A 17865-nucleotide genomic window follows, 5' to 3' on the forward strand; every position below is an offset into this window, starting at 1 on the left:
TCTATTCTTCACCCCCCTTTAACCCACAAACCCATCGACGAAATACATAAAACACCGATAAACCATACATTTAAACCACAATTTTAGCTTCACTGACCACAGCTTAGTACCACTTTGCAACAAGCTTCATTATCGGCTTCTTCTTTTAACTAACTTAGTATCAGAATCAAAAAAACATACGCCATGTCTCAAAAACTTAAAAGTTCGTTATACCTAGCCGGATTCGTGATTGCATCAGTTATCTATTACAATCAAACCAATGCCGATCAGTCTCCCCAGACGGTCGAGATGGCTTCGGCAGATATCGAACAAGTGGTTGCTCCGGAGGCAGTGGACTAAAATATATTGACATTCGACAAACCTACTATGTGAGGGCGAGGAAACCATTCTTCGCCCTTTTTTACGCCCTAAAACCAAGCCTCTTAACCTGTTAATTAATCCATAAATTACAGAAGCCCATTAAACCTTGTTCCTTCATTCCGCTCTAAGATGTATAATCATTAAAATTTAGAAAGATGAAAAAGATAATTGTAGCATTAGTATGTATGATCGGACTTACCGCAATGGCCCAAAGGGAAAAAGGAAACAATAGAGATCAAATGAAAGATTTGACCGCAGAGCAAATAGCAACGCTCCACACAAAGAAAATGACCTTGGCCTTAGACCTAACATCGGCCCAGCAAGAAAAAATTAAGGCCATTCACTTAGAGGAAGCCAAAGCACGCAAAGCCAAGCATGAAGAACGCAAGGCCAAAAAAGAGGAAGGCGAACGCAAAAGACCGACTTCAGAAGAGCGATTCGCTATGGAAAATGCCAAATTGGACAAAATGATCGCCCTCAAAGCCGAAATGAAAGATATTCTTTCTGCAGAGCAATATGAGAAATGGGAAAAAATGCAACAGCATAGAAAAAAGAAGGGTTCTAAAGGACGAAAAGAAGGACACAAAGCAAGAAGGTAAAACCTTAGCTATTACAAAAAAGGGCTGCAGATATTGCGGTCCTTTTTTTGTTTATAGCCTCTACTTATTTCACTAATTTTATAGGATATTCGGTACTTAAGATTACCAAATTTCATGTTCCAAAATAAAAAGAACACATGACCAAAGACCTCCAATATCTCGTATCGAATGTGTATTCCCCGTGTGGACTTACCCTAGGCGATTTTAAATTGGAGCCAGAAAGTCAAGAGTACGGGGCCTGTAGATTTCTATTGGACTCCCACAAGGTCATCTTTAGAAATGCCAAAATCACCCCTAAGAAAGTCGGGCAGTTCGTTACTTTTTGGAAACGGGCCGACAACGGCCCTATTTGTCCATTTGAAGAAAGTGATGATTTCGACTGCTTCGTCATCAACGTAAGCAAAGGCCATTTGCTCGGGCAATTTGTCTTTCCGAAAGAAGTATTGGTTACAAAAGGAATAGTCAATACCCCAAAAAAGGAGGGGAAACGAGGTTTTCGCGTATATCCCATTTGGGACGTAGCAACGAGTAAACAAGCCCAGAACACCCAAAACTGGCAACTTCGCCACTTTTTTGAAATACACGATGAGACAAATTACAACAAAGTACAATCGCTCTTCGGTGCGGTCTGAAGCATAAATCAAAGGATGGCTACGGGACTGTTCCAAAAAAAAGAGACCCCGCCCATTTAAAGACCATGGGCGAGGTACTAGATGGGTTTAAAACAAAAACCCCCTGCCTTATACCATGTGTAAGCCAAATATGAAAACAAGCCTTTACAGCTCCACTTTCTTCAGGGCCTCTACGGTTTCATCGATATCGGCATAGCTCAAAGCATCGTTCAAAAAGTAGCTTTCAAACGCACTTGGAGGCAAATACACCCCATTTTGAAGCATACCATGGAAGTACTTTTTGAAAGTTTCATTGTTCCCTTTTGCCGAGCTATCGAAGTCGACAACGGGCTCTTCGGTAAAATGTACCGAAATCATACTACCAAAACGGTTGATTTGGTAAGGCACACCTTTATCTTTTAAAACGGCATCCAAGCCCTCATGAAGATAGGCCGTCTTTTTGGCAAGACTTTCAAACACTTCAGGATGCTTGTCCAATTCGGTAAGCATAGCCAAACCTGCAGCCATGGCCAATGGATTACCACTTAAGGTTCCTGCTTGGTATACCGGGCCTTCAGGTGCCAAATGGGCCATAATTTCAGCTTTTGCGGCAAAGGCGCCTACAGGCAAGCCTCCTCCGATAACCTTTCCAAAACAAACGATATCGGCATCGATGCCAAGAGCTTCTTGAGCCCCCCCTTTTCCTAAACGGAAACCCGTCATTACCTCATCGAACAACAACAAAATACCTTCTTGGGTACATAGTTCCCTAAGTCCCTTTATAAATTCGTCAGAAGGGACAATACATCCCATATTACCCGCTATGGGCTCAATAATTATGGTAGCTATCTCCCCTTTGTTCGCCTCTACCAGTGCCCGAACACTTTCCAGGTCGTTGTATTGGGCCAACAAGGTATCTTTAGCCGTACCTTGGGTGACCCCCGGACTATTAGGACTACCAAAGGTTACAGCCCCGCTTCCGGCTTGTATCAAAAACGAATCGGAATGCCCATGGTAGCAACCGGCAAATTTGATGATCTTATCTTTTCCGGTATAGCCCCGAGCCAAGCGCACGGCACTCATACAAGCTTCCGTACCACTGTTCACGAAACGGATCTTATCGATATTCGGCACCATAGATACCGCCAATTGGGCAAGCTGCGTTTCAATTTCCGTAGGCATACCAAAGGAGGTACCCTGTTTGGCCTTTTCGATAACGGCATTGATAACGGGTTCATGGGCGTGGCCCAAAATTAACGGGCCCCAAGAGGCGATATAATCGATCAATCGATTATCATCTTCATCATACAGATAGGCCCCTTTTGCCTTCTTTACAAAAATGGGATCACCGCCTACGGCCTTAAAGGCACGGACCGGTGAGTTGACACCTCCTGGAATATATTTTTGTGCCTCTGCAAACAAGGCACTGCTTCTTTGGTATAACATCTATTTATTGAAATTTTGAGTCTTAACGGTAAGTTTTTGCCCGATGGCCAAGTTATTGTCGTACATGTAGTTCCATCGCTTTAGATCATCAACGGAAACGGAATACGCCCTCGAGATCGAATATAGGGTATCTCCCTTTTGAACCACATGCACCCGACTTTGTGCACGAGACGCTATGACCGGCTCTTCCGTTTTGGGCCGATGAAAGCCCTGCTTGGCAATTTCAGTATCGTACTTGTGCAATTCGTATCGTTCTATAAGCGATATCAGTTTTTGCGGATAGTGCCTATCAGTAGCGTAACCGGCCTGTCGCAAGCCTTTGGCCCATCGTTTGTAATCGTCACTTCTGTAGTCGAAGAGAAAGGCGTAGCGGGAACGGTGTTTCAAGAAAAGGCTATGATCGCGGTACGAGTACATAGGGTGGTTGTATTTTCTAAAACACTCCCCTTTTTCATCATCATCGTGAAAGTCGTAATCGCCTTCCCAGCCGGTATGGCATTTGATCCCAAAATGATTATTGGTCTTTAGGGCCAAGGCCCCTTTTCCCAATCCGCTTTCCAAAAGGCCTTGGGCCAAGGTAATACTTGCGGGAATACCAAAAGCCTTCATTTCCATTTGGGCGATTTCGGCGAAAGTCTCAACATACTCTTCGGGCGAATCTATATTAAAACGGACGAATTTCCCGGTGTCTTCGGGCATAGGATACAGTCCGTCGTCAGACTTCTTGCTTTCCTTTTTTACGACCACAACTTCCTTCTTTTGCTTTGGCGATTCGCTTCTCGAAGCGACGGTCCGTTTGGCTTTACATCCTATAAAAAATATGCTCAAAAGAGACAATATGAAAAGTCTGCGTATCATATGTTTATCAATGGTAGATTTTTCTTTTTCAAACTCTGGTTCATTCCCGCTATACCTTGTAGCCCCCCTGTGTGGATGGCCAATATTTTGGTTTTTGGGGGGAAATACCCATTCTTGACCAAATCTAAAATACCGTAGACCATCTTACCTGTATAAACAGGGTCGAGCGGTATTTGGGTCTTTAAATTAAAATCGTTTATAAACTGCACCAATGCTTCGGTGAGCTTTGCGTAACCCCCAAAATGATAGTCGGTTATCAACTTCCAATTTCCCCTTGGAGCAAATTTACAAATATCTTCTTGTAAAAAATCTCCTTTAAGCGCCGGAAACCCCAAAACTTTTTGAGAATCATGGGCCGCATTACTGATTCCGGCAATAGTACCCCCTGTTCCCACGGCACAACAGACCACATCGAAAACAGCATCATCGGGAGTCAAAATTTCCTCACATCCCTTTATGGCCAAGGCATTCGTTCCTCCTTCGGGCAAGAGATAAAATTTACCGAAGCGTTCTTCCAGACCGGCCAAAAGCGCCTTACTATCTTTGTTACGATAGGCTTCCCTAGATATAAAGTTGAATTCCATGCCATGGGAATGTGCCAATTTCAGCGTACCGTTCCCCCGCCATTTTTCAGCAATTTCTTCCCCCCGTATCACCCCGACGGTCTTAAAACCATGGAGTTGTCCCGCATAGGCCGTGGCCGCAATATGGTTCGAGAAGGCTCCCCCAAACGTCAATAGGGTACCGAAACCCTTGGTTCGGGCCTCTTCTAGGTTGTATTTGAGTTTTCTGTATTTGTTTCCGGAAATCAAAGGATGTATCCGATCCTCCCTTTTAAGAACAAGGGAAACCGCTTTCTCGGCCAATATCGCCAGGTTTATTTCTTGATTTTTGGTCACTTCACCCATATGCAGCAAAAGTAGGGCGAAAAAGAGAACAAGTAAAGTGAAGTGTAGATTAAGCTCTACACTCCCCTATTGGGAAAGGTATTTTATAAAACTAAAAGGCTTGCGCTCACTCGTGTAGTTAAGGTTCTTCTCGTTCGAATAGGCCTCACGTTCAAAACTGATATTCTGATATGCCTTGTAACTATCGAGATATACCGCAGTTCTGATAAGCCATTCCGATATGTACAGAATGTAGAAAAAAACAATCAACAATTCTTGCTGCTGCTTCAGATGTATTTTCTCATGGTTGATCAAAACGATATCTTCTTTGAGTCCATCATGCTTTAAAATGATGAAGGGCCAAAGTGATAGACCAACATAGTTCTTATAAAAAAAATGTTTAAAGACTAAGATCATAATCAAAAGTTTAAACGGAGCTTCATAAAGTTAATTGTTATTCAGCCCTTATATTCGATAACTGAACTTTCTTGCCAACAATTACAACCATTCGTTAAAATACTCCTAAACACCCCTAAAATGTACGGTTTTCAAATCGTTTTTTGTTGTTTATCAACAAAATGAAGTAATTTTATACCTATCAAAAGCAAGGCAGAAGGAGGTGATGAAAAAAATAATCCCGCCCGAGGAGGGCGATTTTTACCTATCAAAAGAAGGATATCGGGTGTTTACCCAGCAATATCATTTAAAGAGAGGGTACTGTTGTGAAAGTGGTTGCAGGCACTGCCCCTATGGTTTTGACCCCAAAACGAACCGCCAATGAACATGGTTGTTCGGCATGATTTTTGAGGCTATCTTAATCAGAAAAAAGATGTATTAACACCAAATACAATTATTTGTTATGAAAAAAATTAAAATCCTTGCGATTCCCATGCTTGTGTTGCTGTTCTTAAGCTCATGTACTTCGGTGCGCGTACTTTCGGATTACGACAAAGAGGCGAATTTTGACAGCTACAAAACCTATGCTTTTTACAAAACAGGTATAGACAAGGCCCAAATTTCGGATTTGGACAAAAAACGTATCCTTCGCGCCATTGAGGCCGAAATGGGCAAACGAGGCTTTTCAAAATCTGAGAATCCAGATATTTTAGTGAGCATATTCACCAAAGAAAAAGAACAGGTAGACATCTACAACAACTACTGGGGCGGCTATTATGGCTGGGGATGGAACCCGTATTACTGGGGCCCAGGATGGGGAGGTAGCAATGTAAGCACCCGTACCGAAGGCTCATTGTACATTGACCTCATCGATGCCAAAAGCAAGGAACTGGTATGGCAGGGCAAAGGGGTCGGCAATCTTGTGAACGTAAGCAATATAGAAAAGAAGGAAGAGCGCATTCGCGAATTTGTTTCGGAAATATTGATGCAATACCCACCGAACGCCGTGGCCGCAAAATAAACATATTTTAACCAAGCAAAAGCTCTTTTATTTTTAAAAGGGCTTTTTTTATACGGTGGCCCACCCCATGCAATCGAAAGCCTCCCTTTTTTGTATCTTTATAACAGAAAACCGTCTAGTATGAAGTATATCAGCAACCCTGTTCTTGACAAGCTACCTGCCCATTTGCAGCAGTACATCAAACCACAGGATTACAATGGATATTCGGCTATAGACCAAGCCGTTTGGAGGTACGTAATGCGTAAAAACGTAGATTACCTCAGTAAGATGGCCCATGCTTCCTATCTTGAGGGACTGAAAAAAACCGGGATTTCCATAGACCACATTCCGAACATGTACGGTATGAACCGCATCTTAAAGGAAATCGGTTGGGCGGCCGTAGCCGTTGACGGATTTATTCCCCCTTCGGCCTTTATGGAGTTTCAGGCCTATAACGTTTTGGTCATTGCCTCCGACATACGCCAACTAGACCACATAGAGTACACTCCCGCCCCCGACATTATTCACGAGGGTGCAGGCCACGCTCCCATTATCGCCAACCCCGAGTATGCCGAATACCTTCGCCGTTTCGGAGAAATTGGTTGCAAGGCGATTTCCAATGCGAAAGATTACGAACTCTACGAAGCGGTACGCCACCTTTCCATCATTAAGGAAGCACCCGGCACACCCCAAGAAGAGATCGACAAGGCCGAAAAACATATTGAAGACCTACAAAACAACATGGGCGAACCCAGTGAGATCGCCCTTATTCGCAATCTGCACTGGTGGACTGTGGAGTACGGCCTCATTGGAACACCCGAAAATCCGAAAATATATGGTGCCGGACTTCTTTCCTCGATTGGGGAGAGTGCTTGGTGCATGACCGATAAAGTAAAGAAAATTCCGTATTCCATAGATGCGGCATATACTTCCTTCGACATCACCCAACCTCAACCACAGCTTTTCGTTACACCCGATTTTGCTTACCTGAGCCAGGTATTGGAAGAGTTCGCCAACACCATGGCCCTAAGGCGTGGAGGGTTAAAGGGAATACAAAAACTTATTGAATCGAAAGAACTGGGCACTATTGAACTCAGCACCGGATTGCAGATATCGGGAAATTTCGATAGCGTAATAGAACACGAAGGCAAGCCGGCATTCTTTCAGACCGTTGGACCTACCGCCCTTTCCTTCCGGGAAAAAGAGTTGGTCGGACACAGCACCAAACAGCACGCCACCGGTTTTGGATCGCCCATAGGCAAACTCAAAGGCATCAACCTGGCCATTGAAGACATGAGCCCCCTAGACTTGAAGGCCTATAACATTTTTGAAGGCCAGCAGGTTTCCCTAGAGTTCGAAGGACACATTAAGGTATCGGGAGAAATCATTACGGGTACCCGAAACCTACAGGGCGAAATTATTCTGGTTACCTTTAAAAACTGCCGAGTAAGCCATAAGGACAAAGTATTGTTCGAAAGTAATGACGAACTGTACAATATGGCCGTAGGTCGGGAAATTGTTTCCGCCTTTAACGGTCCGGCCGACCTCAACAGTTTTGACCTGGTTACCCACAAAGTATCATCGAGCACGATAAAAGTCAAGGCCGATTCCGCCCAAAGCAAATTGGAGCAGTATTACGAACAGATACGCCATTTTAGGGAAGGCAAGAACATTACCATCTCAAGACATAAGGTTTTTGAAGCCATCAGGGACGATTACCCTAACGATTGGCTGCTACCCGTGGAGCTATATGAACTCGCCAAAGAGAACGGCGACAATGATTTTGCCCAAGAAATAGCCGCACACCTAGAAACAGTTAAATTGAACCATCCGAAGCTAGGCCATCTGATAGATGATGGACTTAATTTGGTAAATCATAAATTTGAAACCGAAAAATTAAAATAACGATTGGCGCATTTGCCGATCGACCCCAAACCAAACCACTGTGAAACCATTCATCATTCTATTTTTTGCATTAATTCCATCGATATTTGTGGCACAACCCGAAGCAAATTATGACGAAACCAAGGTTCCCAAGTTTACCGTACCGGACCCATTATTGACCTTTAGTGGCGAAGCCATTACCGATAGCGACCAATGGGAAGAAAAACGAAAATTGGAAATCTATCAATTTTTCGAAAAACAGATTTACGGCAAGGTGCCCGCCATGCTCGACGAGTATTCGTTCGAAGTCATAGAGGAAGACAACAACGCTCTGGGTGGCAAGGCTCAGCGCAAACAAATCGCCGTTGGCCTAAAAAAGAACAACCGTTCGCTCAATTTCAACATCCTCCTCTATCTCCCCAAGGGAAACGAAAACGCTCCCGTATTCCTAGGCTATAATTTTCACGGTAACCACACGGTGACCGACGACCCCAAGGTCATCATAACCAAAGCCTGGAACGCGAACGACATCGCCTTGAACATCCAGAACAACAAGGCCACCGAAGCCTCTAGGGGCTCTAGAAAAAACCGCTGGGCCATTGACAAAATACTCGACAACGGATTTGGACTAGCGACGGTCTACTACGGTGAAATCGACCCTGATAAAAACGATTTTTCCGATGGATTGCACAGCCTCTTCTATAGGGAAGGACAAACAAGACCCAAAACAAACGAATGGGGAAGCATTGCCGCATGGGCCTTTGGCCTTAGCCGTGCCATGGATTACCTCGAAAACGACACCAACATTTCCAAGGTTATTGTTTTTGGCCATTCAAGACTGGGCAAGGCCGCACTTTGGGCCGGGGCCTCCGACCCTCGCTTTGACGGAGTGATCAGCAACAATTCCGGATGCGGTGGCGCGGCCTTATCTAAACGCAAATATGGGGAAACCATAGGCCACATCAACAATTCCTTTCCGCATTGGTTTTCGGAAAGCTTCAAGAAATACAGCAACAAAGAAGAAATATTGCCCGTAGACCAGCACCAACTATTGGCATTGATCGCCCCAAGGCCTTTATATGTGGCAAGTGCCGCCGAAGACGAATGGGCCGACCCCAAGGGCGAATTTCTTTCGGCACAGTACGCCACACCGGTATACGCCCTATATGGCAAAAAAGGAATCTCTAAAAGCGATAGCCCCGTTGTCGACAGGCCTATTCAAGAAACCCTAGCCTACCATATACGATCGGGAAAACACGATGTTACCGATTACGATTGGGACCAATACATCAGTTGGGCGCAAAATTTTGTAAAATAACCGAAGAGGTGTCAATCCTTAAGAAAAAAATCGCTTAGATTTTGGTCTACGACCTCGTCTTTGTAGACCAACTGCCACCCCATGGAATTTGTTAAGATGTAAAACTTCTGAAGTTCGCTTATCAGACGGTTCCGGGCATTCGTTTTTAACGATGAGGCTTCCACCTTTTTCATCAACGAGGCCTTGACGTTTTTCTTGATCTTATTATAATCGCTAGCCTCGAACATATTCAAGTAGTCTGAACTCACATCATAATACTCAAAGTCGGGATTGATCTTTACCTCGGGCTCAGGTATACTTTTGATTCGCAATATCTTATTGACCTCATCGACTTCAAAGTCTATTTGATTCAGGTCATAAGCTATGGTAACATCGGCATTGACCACTACCAAGGCTTTCTTTTCCGCGGAGATAAAGGGACCGAAAAGCATTTTGGAATCTTTGTAATTGTAAACTTCGGCAAAATGTCCTTCGGTAACGATCAATTTACTGACGTTGTCTATCTGTGTTTGGATAAGCATACTGTTTTCTTGAAGGATGCTTTTCTCCTCCCTTTCATCGGCACATGAACGGAACACCAAAACTACCGCCAAGGTGACAATAACCCCTACAAATACTTTTTTCATAAGTTGAAGTTACAATACAAATTGAAATTAACGAAACGGAAAAAGGATTCTACCCCCCAGAAATTTGACCGGAAAAATCCATGAAGGGAAACTGCTTTTGAACGTTGTTGATCTTAAGCCCCAAAGATTTTAAGAACGTTTTATGCTGTTCCGATTCCGGATGAAAGGGCCTGTGACGTAATCCTTTTTGAATGGCATCGACCTGCTGCATTGATTCTTGGGCTCCCTCCGTAATCCATACCGATTTAAACCTCTCCCAGATATAATCAACCGCCAATTGATTGGGGTGTACCATATCCTCTTTGTAGAAGCGGTAATCCCTAAGCTCGTCCATCTGGATTTCGTACGAAGGAAAATATGACACCCCCTCTTGCAGAACCCCATGGACCGCCGAAATCAAATGCGCCTTACTTCTTTGATTCTCCACAAAACCGTCCTTTAGATGACGTACGGGCGATACGGTTAAAATAAACTGCACCTTCGGGTTTACCGAACGAACGGAGTCCATAATGGTATTCAGGGCCGCCTTCATTTCCGCAATGCCCAACAGTTCCTTTGAGAATTGTTTCTGCGGGACTTTATGACAGTTGGCCACTACCGCGTCGGTTTCTAAGTGGCGATACACCCATGCCGTTCCCAAGGTGATGCCGATATGGGTAGCGGTCGCCAGATGTTCCGCCGTTTTTTCCAATCCATCATTGAGTGCTCCCAATAGGGTTTCTTGGGAAAGGGCACTTAGATCGGAATGGGCCTCATAACACTGCCAGCGTTCGTTATGATAAAATATATCATCTTGGGTATACCGCTTCTTCCGAAGGGCCCGAGATACCAAATTTTCAATGGCCAAGGGATGAAACAAAATACCGAAAGGATTCCGGAGTGACCGAAACTTAAAGTAGGTGGACTTTCCCCCGATATTTTCAGAAAAACAAGAACCCAGAAAAACCAAGCGACTTTCATAATCGATTTGGTTTGAGGCCTTTTGTAAAGGTATTTGTGTTTGGAGTTTCATTATCGTTTATTTTCTGGCTAGCATTTAAAAATAGCAGCCTACCTCATTTCTACGCTTCCCTATTGTTTTCAATCCATTAATTGAATCAGTATTCCCATTATACCAATGGCCAGACATAATGGAACAAAAACCTTTGAGTCCGCCTTCGCGAATGCGGTATGTTTTACTTTCTTAAAAAAGCCCAAATAATTAAAATCGCCTATGGCCCGTAAAATAAAAATAAAAGGAATAAACCAATATCCATAATTTATCACCCCATTCAGACCTTGAATAGTTAGGAGTCCTGATTTCATCAGGTAAACCAAAGCAAATAAAACCAAGACAACTCCCACCACCAGGGTCGCTATTGGGGGAATCTTAGGCAGGCTCCCCATTGCCTTTTGTGGGGATCACTTTCCCTACCGCCCAATCGCCTCCAAAAAGCCAATAGAAATGCAAACCTCCAAGTACGATAAAAACCAAGAACAGAATTAAGGACAAAACCATAATAATCATACGTTTACGCTTTTAAATACTCGTTTCTTTATTTTATTGATCGGGCAAATTTCCTATAAAACAATGGAAGCAAGACTTAACTTTGGGTAATTAATGCCTTGAAAGCTGATTTCTGATCCTACTTAATGACTGTGGGGTAATGCCCAAATAACTCGCGATATGCTTTAGGGAATACTTTTGAAAATAATCAGGATGTTCTTTCATCAAAAGCAAGTATCGCTCCCTTGGATTCAAAAATAACAGCTGTTCGGTTCTACGTTTACTGTTGACGAATATTTGCTCACTTATGATCCTCCCAAATTTATTCCAATAAAAAGAAGTTTCGTAAAGCGCATTGAGCCCTGTCCTATCTAAAAAAATGGCCTCCCCTTTTTCAATACCCTGAATAGACAAGGTGGCCGGTTCTTCGCGTATAAAACTCTCATAATCCGTAATGAATTCGTTTTCGGACCTTAGCAAGAGATTGGTTTCCACCAATTGGTCATTGGTGTGGTAAGACCGTATGGAACCCGACTTAATAAAAGCAATAAAACCACATATTTGCGGAGGCCGGAGCAACTGCTCCCCTTCGTCAAAGCCAACTATCGACAGATAGGGCTCTATCGCCTTCCAATCGTGCTCTTCAAAAGGTAATACCTGGTTCAATATGTGTTGTAAGGATTCGATGGCTATGTTCGGGATAAGGGATATGGTATTATTTGTCTTTTACCTGTCTTTTTTAATTAAATAAGCAACGTATCGATCTAGTCTTCCCGTAATGTTGCGATGACCTTAGCAATATTCTTTTTCTCGAACCGGCCTATGAGGCTGAGTAAAAAACCGATAATCTTGGATTGGGGCGTCTTAATGAGTTCACTCAATTTCAGCACTACCCCATCAATATTTTTAATCGCTTCCTCTTGATGTTCCATACCCAAACCCCAAAGTAAGTTCGCATTGCCCCATGACACCTCCCTGGCCTTGGCCATACTAAAATCGATAATCTTCTCGTCTGAATTTTTCCCTGCCCAATCCAACATAAAAAGCAAAGGGGACACACGGCCAAGCCGGTCTTGTATTTCATTGACAATATCGGAAAGAATACGGTTTACCGTGTTATAGTCGGTTTCTATTTCCGCTAACTCCTTTTCCCTCATAACGGCACTTACCGCCATGGCCAGATCCAGATTGATATGCGTATTGATTCCGAGCATAACGTGCTGTAGAATGGTCAAGGGCTCTTTGGCGTTTTTGAAAACAAAATCCCACGACCTGCTTACCTCGAGGCCATTTGAATAAGCGTGGTAGGCGTCGAGATAGAAATTGGCGAATTCAACATCGAATTTTACCATTCGGTCATTATCCTCGAAATTTCCGAGCTCTACTTCTTTTAGTATTTGGGCCGTAGTCCTTCTGTACACATAGGCGAACAAGCCCATGCGGCTATTGGTTGCAATGGCGGTATCAATTATAACATCCAATTGACGGAGCACTTCTGTTATGGTAGTCGGACGGCTAATCTTATCTGTTTATTTATGACTGTTTAAACTTAAAATCTCCTGTAAGTTACTTCATTTTCGCCATATGCTACCGACCTATTCGATACGCTTAGGTTTCCCTTCCAACACCAAATAAAAAGAAAAACGCCTCGCCTAAATGAGCGAAGCGTTGTTATAATTTACTTTATATAATCTTTAGCCTTGGCCAAGGCCTCATCGATTCCTTCGGGCTTTTTACCCCCTGCGGTAGCAAAGAAGGGTTGGCCACCGCCGCCACCTTGGATGAATTTCCCCAATTCCCTCACAATGGTTCCGGCATTCAAATCTTTTGCCCCTACCAGCTCTTTAGAAATGTAACAAGACAATAATGCTTTTCCATTTTGTTCCGTTGCAAAAAGAAGGAAGAGGTTATCTTGGTTCTGCCCCATTTCAAAAGAAAGGTCTTTGATTCCCGCGGCATCCAAATCTATTTTCTTGGCTAAAAACTGAACCCCGTTCACTTCTTGGAGTTCATTTTTCAGCTCTATTTTTAGGTTTTTCGCCTTATCTTTTAAAAGTGCCTCCACTTCTTTTTTCAGCTTTGCATTTTCTTCCTGCAAGGTTGACACCGCCTTAACAGGATCTTGGGCATTGTTCAATAAGCCTTTGATATCTAAAAGAACCCTATCGTTCTCGGCATAGAAATCTTTTACGGCATCGGAGGTAATGGCCTCAATTCTCCTGATTCCCGAAGCCACGGCGCCCTCTGACTTTATTTTAAAATGCCAGATATCGCCGGTATTCTTTACATGGGTCCCCCCACAAAGTTCAATTGAGCGACCAAAGCGGACCGTGCGAACGGTATCGCCGTACTTTTCCCCAAAAAGGGCCATAGCCCCTTCTTCAAGTGCTTTCTCCACCGGAATGTTACGTTGCTCCTCAAAAGGCAATTGTCCGGCAATACGGGCGTTTACAAAATTCTCTACTTCCCGCAGTTCCTCAGGTGTTACTTTTGAAAAATGCGAAAAATCAAAACGAAGGTATTTGGAATGTACCGCAGACCCTTTTTGCTCGACATGTTTACCGAGTACCTCACGCAAGGCCTGGTGCAATAAATGTGTAGCCGTATGGTTGGCCTGCGTACGCTCGCGCTGTTTCTTATCGACAACGGCCCTAAAGGTCCCGTTTAGGTCGGCAGGAAGGTTTTTGGTAAAATGGATAATCTCGTTGTTCTCTTTTTTGGTATCTAGGATGTAGACTACATCCCCATTCGGCATCTCCAAGTAGCCTTTATCGCCAACTTGTCCGCCGCCTTCAGGGTAGAAGGGGGTTAGGTTAAATACCAATTGATATTGCTCGCCCGCTTTTTTAGAGGTCACCTTTCTGTACTTCACCAGCTTTACGTTGGTTTCAAGCATATCGTAACCCACAAATTCCTGCTCTAAATCACTGGAGAGCACTTCCCAATCATCCTTGGAGATTTCCGAGGCGGATTTTGAACGGTTTTTCTGCTCTTGCATAGCGAGCTCAAAACCTTTTTCATCTAAGGTCAAACCTTTTTCCGAAAGGATCAGGGCGGTCAAATCGATTGGAAAACCATAGGTATCATAGAGTTCAAAAGCCTTTCTTCCGTCAACTTCCTTGCCCTTGACATTCAAAATTACCTGATCCAAAAGCACAAGCCCTTGTTCTAGGGTCTTTAAGAAAGAATACTCTTCTTCCTTTATTACGTTTTCTATCAGTTGGCGTTGTTCTTTCAACTCTGGGAAAGCTTCCCCCATATCTTCCGTCAATACATTGACCAAACGGTACATAAAAGGCTCCTTGGTGTTCAAAAAGGTAAATCCGTAGCGAACGGCCCTTCTCAAAATACGCCTTATCACGTAACCGGCACCGGTATTGCTTGGCAACTGTCCGTCAGCGATGGAGAAGGACACAGCACGAATATGATCCGCAATAACCCGGATGGCTATATCGATTTCCTCGTCTTTGCCATATTTGCTATGGGTAATGGTTTCAATCTCACGAATGATCGGTTTAAAGACATCGGTATCGTAGTTCGACTGAACACCTTGCATGACCATACACAAGCGTTCGAATCCCATTCCGGTATCGACATGTCTTGCCGGCAAGGGCTCTAATGAACCATCGGCCTTGCGGTTGTACTGCATGAACACCAAATTCCATATTTCCACGACTTGCGGATGATCGGCGTTTACCAATGAGGCCCCGGGAACTTTGGCCTTTTCTTCGGCCGAGCGGATATCTACGTGAATTTCAGAACAAGGTCCACATGGCCCTTGATCCCCCATTTCCCAGAAGTTATCTTTTTTATTGCCTAGAATAATGCGGTCTTCGGGTACAATGGCCTTCCACAGATCGAATGCTTCGGTATCCAAATCGAGTTTATCGGCATCCTTGCTTCCCTCAAAGACCGAAACATAAAGGCAATCTTTATCTATTTTCAATACCTCGGTAAGCAACTCCCATGCCCATTCGATCGCTTCCTTCTTGAAATAGTCGCCAAAGCTCCAGTTGCCCAACATTTCGAACATGGTATGGTGATAGGTATCCTTTCCTACTTCCTCAAGGTCATTGTGTTTTCCACTTACACGTAAGCACTTTTGGGAATCGACCGCCCTTGGATTTTTGGCCACGCTATTCCCCAAAAAGAACTCTTTGAACTGGTTCATGCCCGCATTGGTGAACATGAGTGTAGGGTCGTCTTTGATGACCATCGGGGCAGACGGAACTATTTTATGTCCTTTTTCTTTAAAAAAGTTTAAGAATTGCGATCGGATTTCCTTGGAAGTCATAGAAAATTATAAGGTTTTACAAAATTTGACGTTTTAAAGGAAAGTATTTCTATATTTGTTTATCCCGCTAAAACGTCACAAAAATAGGATAAAATAGGTACATGTCTAAGGTAAAGTATTATTACGATCCCGATACGCTTTCATATCGCAAGATAGAGCCCAAAAAGTCTAGGCGTTATCGTAATATCGCACTGTTCTTTATTGGCTCTTTTCTTTTCGGCCTGATGTGCTTGGTTTTCTTGATGAACACCAATTTGATCAACACCCCGCGCGAGCTTTCACTACAGCGGGAGGTAAAGAATTACGAACTCCAGTTCGAGCTCTTAAATCGAAAGATGGGTCAAATCGAAGAGGTTTTGGCCAATATAGAAGAACGCGACAACAATATCTACCGTCTCTATTTTGAGGCCAACCCCATACCCGAAGAACAGCGAAGGGCCGGTTTCGGTGGTGTCAACCGTTACAAATCGCTTGAAGGTTTCAACAATTCGGAAATGGTCATTGCCACGACCAAACGTCTTGATATTATCAAAAAGCAAATGGCCATACAATCAAAATCTTTGGATGAGATAACCAAATTGGCCGAAGAAAAAGAAAAATTCCTGATGGCCATACCGGCCATTCAACCCGTTACCAACGAGAGCCTCAAACGTATGGCCTCAGGTTTCGGATGGCGATCCGACCCGTTTACCAAGGCCCGCAAATTACATAGGGGCATGGATTTTTCGGCCCCCAAAGGCACCCCTGTTTACGCTCCGGGCGACGGTAAGGTCATCCGCGCCGATAACGGTTCGTCAGGTTACGGCAAACACATTCGCATAGACCATGGCTACGGATACAAAACCCTTTACGGGCACCTTAGCGAATACAACGTTAAAAAAGGTCAAAAAGTAAAACGCGGCGACCTCATTGGTTTTGTAGGAAATACAGGCCGCTCGGAAGCCCCGCATTTGCACTATGAAGTCTGGAAAGATGAAGAACGCATCAACCCCATCAACTTCTATTACGGTAGTTTGACCGCAGAAGAATTCGAGAATATGCTAAAATACGCAGCACAAGAAAACCAATCTTTGGACTAATGCAAGTAGATCTCCCCGAAAAAAGGTACTATGGCATTGGTGAAGTCGCCAAGGCCTTTGGCGTGAACACTTCCCTTATCCGTTTTTGGGAAAAGGAATTCGACGCCCTCAAACCTAAAAAGAACGCGAAGGGCAACCGTAAGTTTACCCCACAGGACATCAACAATCTCAAACTCATTTACCACTTGGTAAAAGAGCGCGGCTTTACCCTTGAAGGCGCCAAAACCCACCTTAAGGAAAATCGCCAAAAAACGCTCAACAACTTTGATATCATCGATAAACTCGAGCGTATCAAGGCCGAATTGACCAAGATCAAAGATCAATTGTAACTTTTTTACAAATTAGGGGTCTAACATCTTAAATGAACTGTTTCTCTTTTTACAGCACATTAACTATAACCTAATATTTTAAAAATGAAAAAAGGATTAATAGCACTTATTGTATTGGGCGTTATCGCAGTCGCGCTCTATGGATGGGGCGTAAGTTTCAACAATACAGCCATAGAACTCAAGGAAGCGTCGACCAAAACCTGGGCGAATGTCGAAAGTGCCTATCAACGCAGAAATGACCTTATCGGCAACTTGGTAAAAACGGTACAAGGCGCGGCCGATTTTGAGAGGGGCACATTAAAAGACGTGATCGAAGCCCGGTCAAAAGCCACTTCAATTTCTATAGACCCCAGCAATATCAGCCCAGAACAATTGGCCGAGTTCAACAAGGTGCAAGGAGGCCTAAGCGGGGCACTAAAAAGCCTATTGGTTACCGTAGAACGATATCCTGACCTAAAGGCCAACAAAAACTTTCTGGAACTACAGTCCCAATTGGAAGGTACCGAAAACCGCATCAATGTAGCGCGCGATCGCTTTAATGCTTCGGTCGAGCCCTACAACCTGCACATAAAGACTTTTCCAAATTATATCTTGGCAGGCTTGTTCAATTTTAAAGAGCTTTCTTATTTTCAATCTGAGGCCGGGGCGGAAAAGGCACCTGACACAAGTTTTGATTTCAAATAGCCGCGGAT

General features: G+C 43.8%; 21 protein-coding genes. 10 read left to right on the forward strand and 11 right to left on the reverse strand.

The genetic code is table 11. The features are described from left to right. The first annotated feature begins 183 nt into the window (after window positions 1-183). The 3 genes from ZOBGAL_RS23510 (at window position 184) to ZOBGAL_RS04550 (ending at window position 1591) form a co-directional block, all read left to right on the forward strand. Window positions 184-339, forward strand: coding sequence for a hypothetical protein (locus ZOBGAL_RS23510; protein ID WP_158499714.1), 156 nt, complete (start codon window positions 184-186; stop codon window positions 337-339). A gap of 176 nt (window positions 340-515) precedes the next feature. Beyond that, window positions 516-959 carry a Spy/CpxP family protein refolding chaperone gene (locus ZOBGAL_RS04545; RefSeq protein WP_013992331.1) on the forward strand — a complete coding sequence of 148 codons (444 nt, stop codon included), beginning with the start codon at window positions 516-518 and terminating at the stop codon, window positions 957-959. A gap of 137 nt (window positions 960-1096) precedes the next feature. Next, on the forward strand, window positions 1097-1591 hold the full coding sequence (locus ZOBGAL_RS04550) for a MepB family protein (protein ID WP_013992332.1): 495 nt from the start codon (window positions 1097-1099) through the stop codon (window positions 1589-1591). Between the two features lie 144 nt (window positions 1592-1735). On the opposite strand, the gene hemL is transcribed toward ZOBGAL_RS04550, so the two are convergent. The 4 genes from hemL to ZOBGAL_RS04570 all read right to left on the reverse strand — a co-directional run bounded on the left by hemL (window position 1736) and on the right by ZOBGAL_RS04570 (window position 5178). Continuing rightward, window positions 1736-3016: a glutamate-1-semialdehyde 2,1-aminomutase gene (gene hemL, locus ZOBGAL_RS04555; RefSeq protein ID WP_013992333.1), complete on the reverse strand. Its 1281-nt coding sequence runs from the start codon at window positions 3014-3016 to the stop codon at window positions 1736-1738. After that, entirely contained in the window at window positions 3017-3844 is an 828-nt protein-coding gene (locus ZOBGAL_RS04560; RefSeq protein ID WP_394331322.1) for a glucosaminidase domain-containing protein, read from the reverse strand. 26 nt (window positions 3845-3870) lie between these two features. Continuing rightward, window positions 3871-4782, reverse strand: a complete 912-nt coding sequence (locus ZOBGAL_RS04565) for a 1-aminocyclopropane-1-carboxylate deaminase/D-cysteine desulfhydrase (protein WP_013992335.1) — start codon at window positions 4780-4782, stop codon at window positions 3871-3873. 66 nt (window positions 4783-4848) lie between these two features. Next, entirely contained in the window at window positions 4849-5178 is a 330-nt protein-coding gene (locus ZOBGAL_RS04570; protein WP_013992336.1) for a hypothetical protein, read from the reverse strand. A 205-nt stretch (window positions 5179-5383) separates the two neighbouring features. Between ZOBGAL_RS04570 and ZOBGAL_RS23515 the strand changes: the two genes are divergently transcribed. The 4 genes from ZOBGAL_RS23515 to ZOBGAL_RS04585 all read left to right on the forward strand — a co-directional run bounded on the left by ZOBGAL_RS23515 (window position 5384) and on the right by ZOBGAL_RS04585 (window position 9359). Further along, the gene (locus ZOBGAL_RS23515; RefSeq protein WP_158499715.1) at window positions 5384-5542 is read left to right on the forward strand and encodes a DUF5522 domain-containing protein; all 159 of its coding nucleotides are present in this window, start codon (window positions 5384-5386) and stop codon (window positions 5540-5542) included. Between the two features lie 78 nt (window positions 5543-5620). Next, complete coding sequence (locus ZOBGAL_RS04575; RefSeq protein ID WP_013992338.1) at window positions 5621-6178, forward strand: DUF4136 domain-containing protein; 558 nt, start codon at window positions 5621-5623, stop codon at window positions 6176-6178. A gap of 120 nt (window positions 6179-6298) precedes the next feature. Further along, a complete protein-coding gene (locus tag ZOBGAL_RS04580; RefSeq protein ID WP_013992339.1) occupies window positions 6299-8062 on the forward strand; it encodes an aromatic amino acid hydroxylase in 1764 nt (587 codons plus the stop codon). Between the two features lie 40 nt (window positions 8063-8102). Beyond that, the gene (locus tag ZOBGAL_RS04585; RefSeq protein WP_046287342.1) at window positions 8103-9359 is read left to right on the forward strand and encodes a glucuronyl esterase domain-containing protein; all 1257 of its coding nucleotides are present in this window, start codon (window positions 8103-8105) and stop codon (window positions 9357-9359) included. Between the two features lie 11 nt (window positions 9360-9370). Here the strand turns inward: ZOBGAL_RS04585 and ZOBGAL_RS04590 are convergent, their stop codons facing one another. The 7 genes from ZOBGAL_RS04590 to alaS form a co-directional block, all read right to left on the reverse strand. Next, complete coding sequence (locus ZOBGAL_RS04590; RefSeq protein ID WP_013992341.1) at window positions 9371-9985, reverse strand: DUF4230 domain-containing protein; 615 nt, start codon at window positions 9983-9985, stop codon at window positions 9371-9373. 49 nt (window positions 9986-10034) lie between these two features. Further along, window positions 10035-10997, reverse strand: coding sequence for a GSCFA domain-containing protein (locus ZOBGAL_RS04595; protein ID WP_013992342.1), 963 nt, complete (start codon window positions 10995-10997; stop codon window positions 10035-10037). A 68-nt stretch (window positions 10998-11065) separates the two neighbouring features. Then, window positions 11066-11371 (reverse strand): DUF3995 domain-containing protein, encoded by a 306-nt coding sequence (locus tag ZOBGAL_RS24005; RefSeq protein ID WP_013992343.1) that lies wholly within the window; start codon window positions 11369-11371, stop codon window positions 11066-11068. Beyond that, window positions 11355-11492 (reverse strand): DUF3995 domain-containing protein, encoded by a 138-nt coding sequence (locus ZOBGAL_RS23305; RefSeq protein ID WP_148560689.1) that lies wholly within the window; start codon window positions 11490-11492, stop codon window positions 11355-11357. Before ZOBGAL_RS23305 ends, ZOBGAL_RS24005 begins: the two co-directional genes overlap by 17 nt. A gap of 90 nt (window positions 11493-11582) precedes the next feature. Next, complete coding sequence (locus tag ZOBGAL_RS04605; protein WP_013992345.1) at window positions 11583-12137, reverse strand: Crp/Fnr family transcriptional regulator; 555 nt, start codon at window positions 12135-12137, stop codon at window positions 11583-11585. Between the two features lie 98 nt (window positions 12138-12235). Continuing rightward, window positions 12236-12964 carry a DUF5995 family protein gene (locus tag ZOBGAL_RS04610; RefSeq protein ID WP_262507924.1) on the reverse strand — a complete coding sequence of 243 codons (729 nt, stop codon included), beginning with the start codon at window positions 12962-12964 and terminating at the stop codon, window positions 12236-12238. Between the two features lie 185 nt (window positions 12965-13149). After that, the gene (gene alaS, locus ZOBGAL_RS04615) at window positions 13150-15765 is read right to left on the reverse strand and encodes an alanine--tRNA ligase (RefSeq protein WP_013992347.1); all 2616 of its coding nucleotides are present in this window, start codon (window positions 15763-15765) and stop codon (window positions 13150-13152) included. Between the two features lie 101 nt (window positions 15766-15866). Here alaS and ZOBGAL_RS04620 point away from each other — a divergent pair, with 101 nt between their 5' ends. The 3 genes from ZOBGAL_RS04620 (at window position 15867) to ZOBGAL_RS04630 (ending at window position 17857) form a co-directional block, all read left to right on the forward strand. Then, complete coding sequence (locus tag ZOBGAL_RS04620; protein WP_013992348.1) at window positions 15867-16844, forward strand: M23 family metallopeptidase; 978 nt, start codon at window positions 15867-15869, stop codon at window positions 16842-16844. Next, window positions 16844-17173, forward strand: coding sequence for a MerR family transcriptional regulator (locus tag ZOBGAL_RS04625; protein WP_013992349.1), 330 nt, complete (start codon window positions 16844-16846; stop codon window positions 17171-17173). Before ZOBGAL_RS04620 ends, ZOBGAL_RS04625 begins: the two co-directional genes overlap by 1 nt. Window positions 17174-17257: 84 nt before the next feature. Beyond that, entirely contained in the window at window positions 17258-17857 is a 600-nt protein-coding gene (locus tag ZOBGAL_RS04630) for a LemA family protein (RefSeq protein ID WP_013992350.1), read from the forward strand. Window positions 17858-17865 lie beyond the last annotated feature (8 nt).

Source organism: Zobellia galactanivorans (genome assembly GCF_000973105.1).
GTDB classification, from domain to species: Bacteria; Bacteroidota; Bacteroidia; order Flavobacteriales; family Flavobacteriaceae; genus Zobellia; species Zobellia galactanivorans.

Bases quoted from the DNA above. Each gene is read 5' to 3' on its own strand.
- ZOBGAL_RS04630 (WP_013992350.1), top strand. From the start codon at position 17,258: ATGAAAAAAGGATTAATAGCACTTATTGTATTGGGCGTTATCGCAGTC.
- ZOBGAL_RS04570 (WP_013992336.1), bottom strand. From the start codon at position 5,178: ATGATCTTAGTCTTTAAACATTTTTTTTATAAGAACTATGTTGGTCTA.
- ZOBGAL_RS23305 (WP_148560689.1), bottom strand. From the start codon at position 11,492: ATGATTATTATGGTTTTGTCCTTAATTCTGTTCTTGGTTTTTATCGTA.
- hemL (WP_013992333.1), bottom strand. From the start codon at position 3,016: ATGTTATACCAAAGAAGCAGTGCCTTGTTTGCAGAGGCACAAAAATAT.
- ZOBGAL_RS04565 (WP_013992335.1), bottom strand. From the start codon at position 4,782: ATGGGTGAAGTGACCAAAAATCAAGAAATAAACCTGGCGATATTGGCC.
- ZOBGAL_RS04550 (WP_013992332.1), top strand. From the start codon at position 1,097: ATGACCAAAGACCTCCAATATCTCGTATCGAATGTGTATTCCCCGTGT.
- ZOBGAL_RS04625 (WP_013992349.1), top strand. From the start codon at position 16,844: ATGCAAGTAGATCTCCCCGAAAAAAGGTACTATGGCATTGGTGAAGTC.
- ZOBGAL_RS23515 (WP_158499715.1), top strand. From the start codon at position 5,384: ATGAAAAAAATAATCCCGCCCGAGGAGGGCGATTTTTACCTATCAAAA.
- ZOBGAL_RS24005 (WP_013992343.1), bottom strand. From the start codon at position 11,371: ATGGGGAGCCTGCCTAAGATTCCCCCAATAGCGACCCTGGTGGTGGGA.
- ZOBGAL_RS04595 (WP_013992342.1), bottom strand. From the start codon at position 10,997: ATGAAACTCCAAACACAAATACCTTTACAAAAGGCCTCAAACCAAATC.
- ZOBGAL_RS23510 (WP_158499714.1), top strand. From the start codon at position 184: ATGTCTCAAAAACTTAAAAGTTCGTTATACCTAGCCGGATTCGTGATT.
- ZOBGAL_RS04575 (WP_013992338.1), top strand. From the start codon at position 5,621: ATGAAAAAAATTAAAATCCTTGCGATTCCCATGCTTGTGTTGCTGTTC.
- ZOBGAL_RS04545 (WP_013992331.1), top strand. From the start codon at position 516: ATGAAAAAGATAATTGTAGCATTAGTATGTATGATCGGACTTACCGCA.
- ZOBGAL_RS04580 (WP_013992339.1), top strand. From the start codon at position 6,299: ATGAAGTATATCAGCAACCCTGTTCTTGACAAGCTACCTGCCCATTTG.
- ZOBGAL_RS04590 (WP_013992341.1), bottom strand. From the start codon at position 9,985: ATGAAAAAAGTATTTGTAGGGGTTATTGTCACCTTGGCGGTAGTTTTG.
- alaS (WP_013992347.1), bottom strand. From the start codon at position 15,765: ATGACTTCCAAGGAAATCCGATCGCAATTCTTAAACTTTTTTAAAGAA.
- ZOBGAL_RS04620 (WP_013992348.1), top strand. From the start codon at position 15,867: ATGTCTAAGGTAAAGTATTATTACGATCCCGATACGCTTTCATATCGC.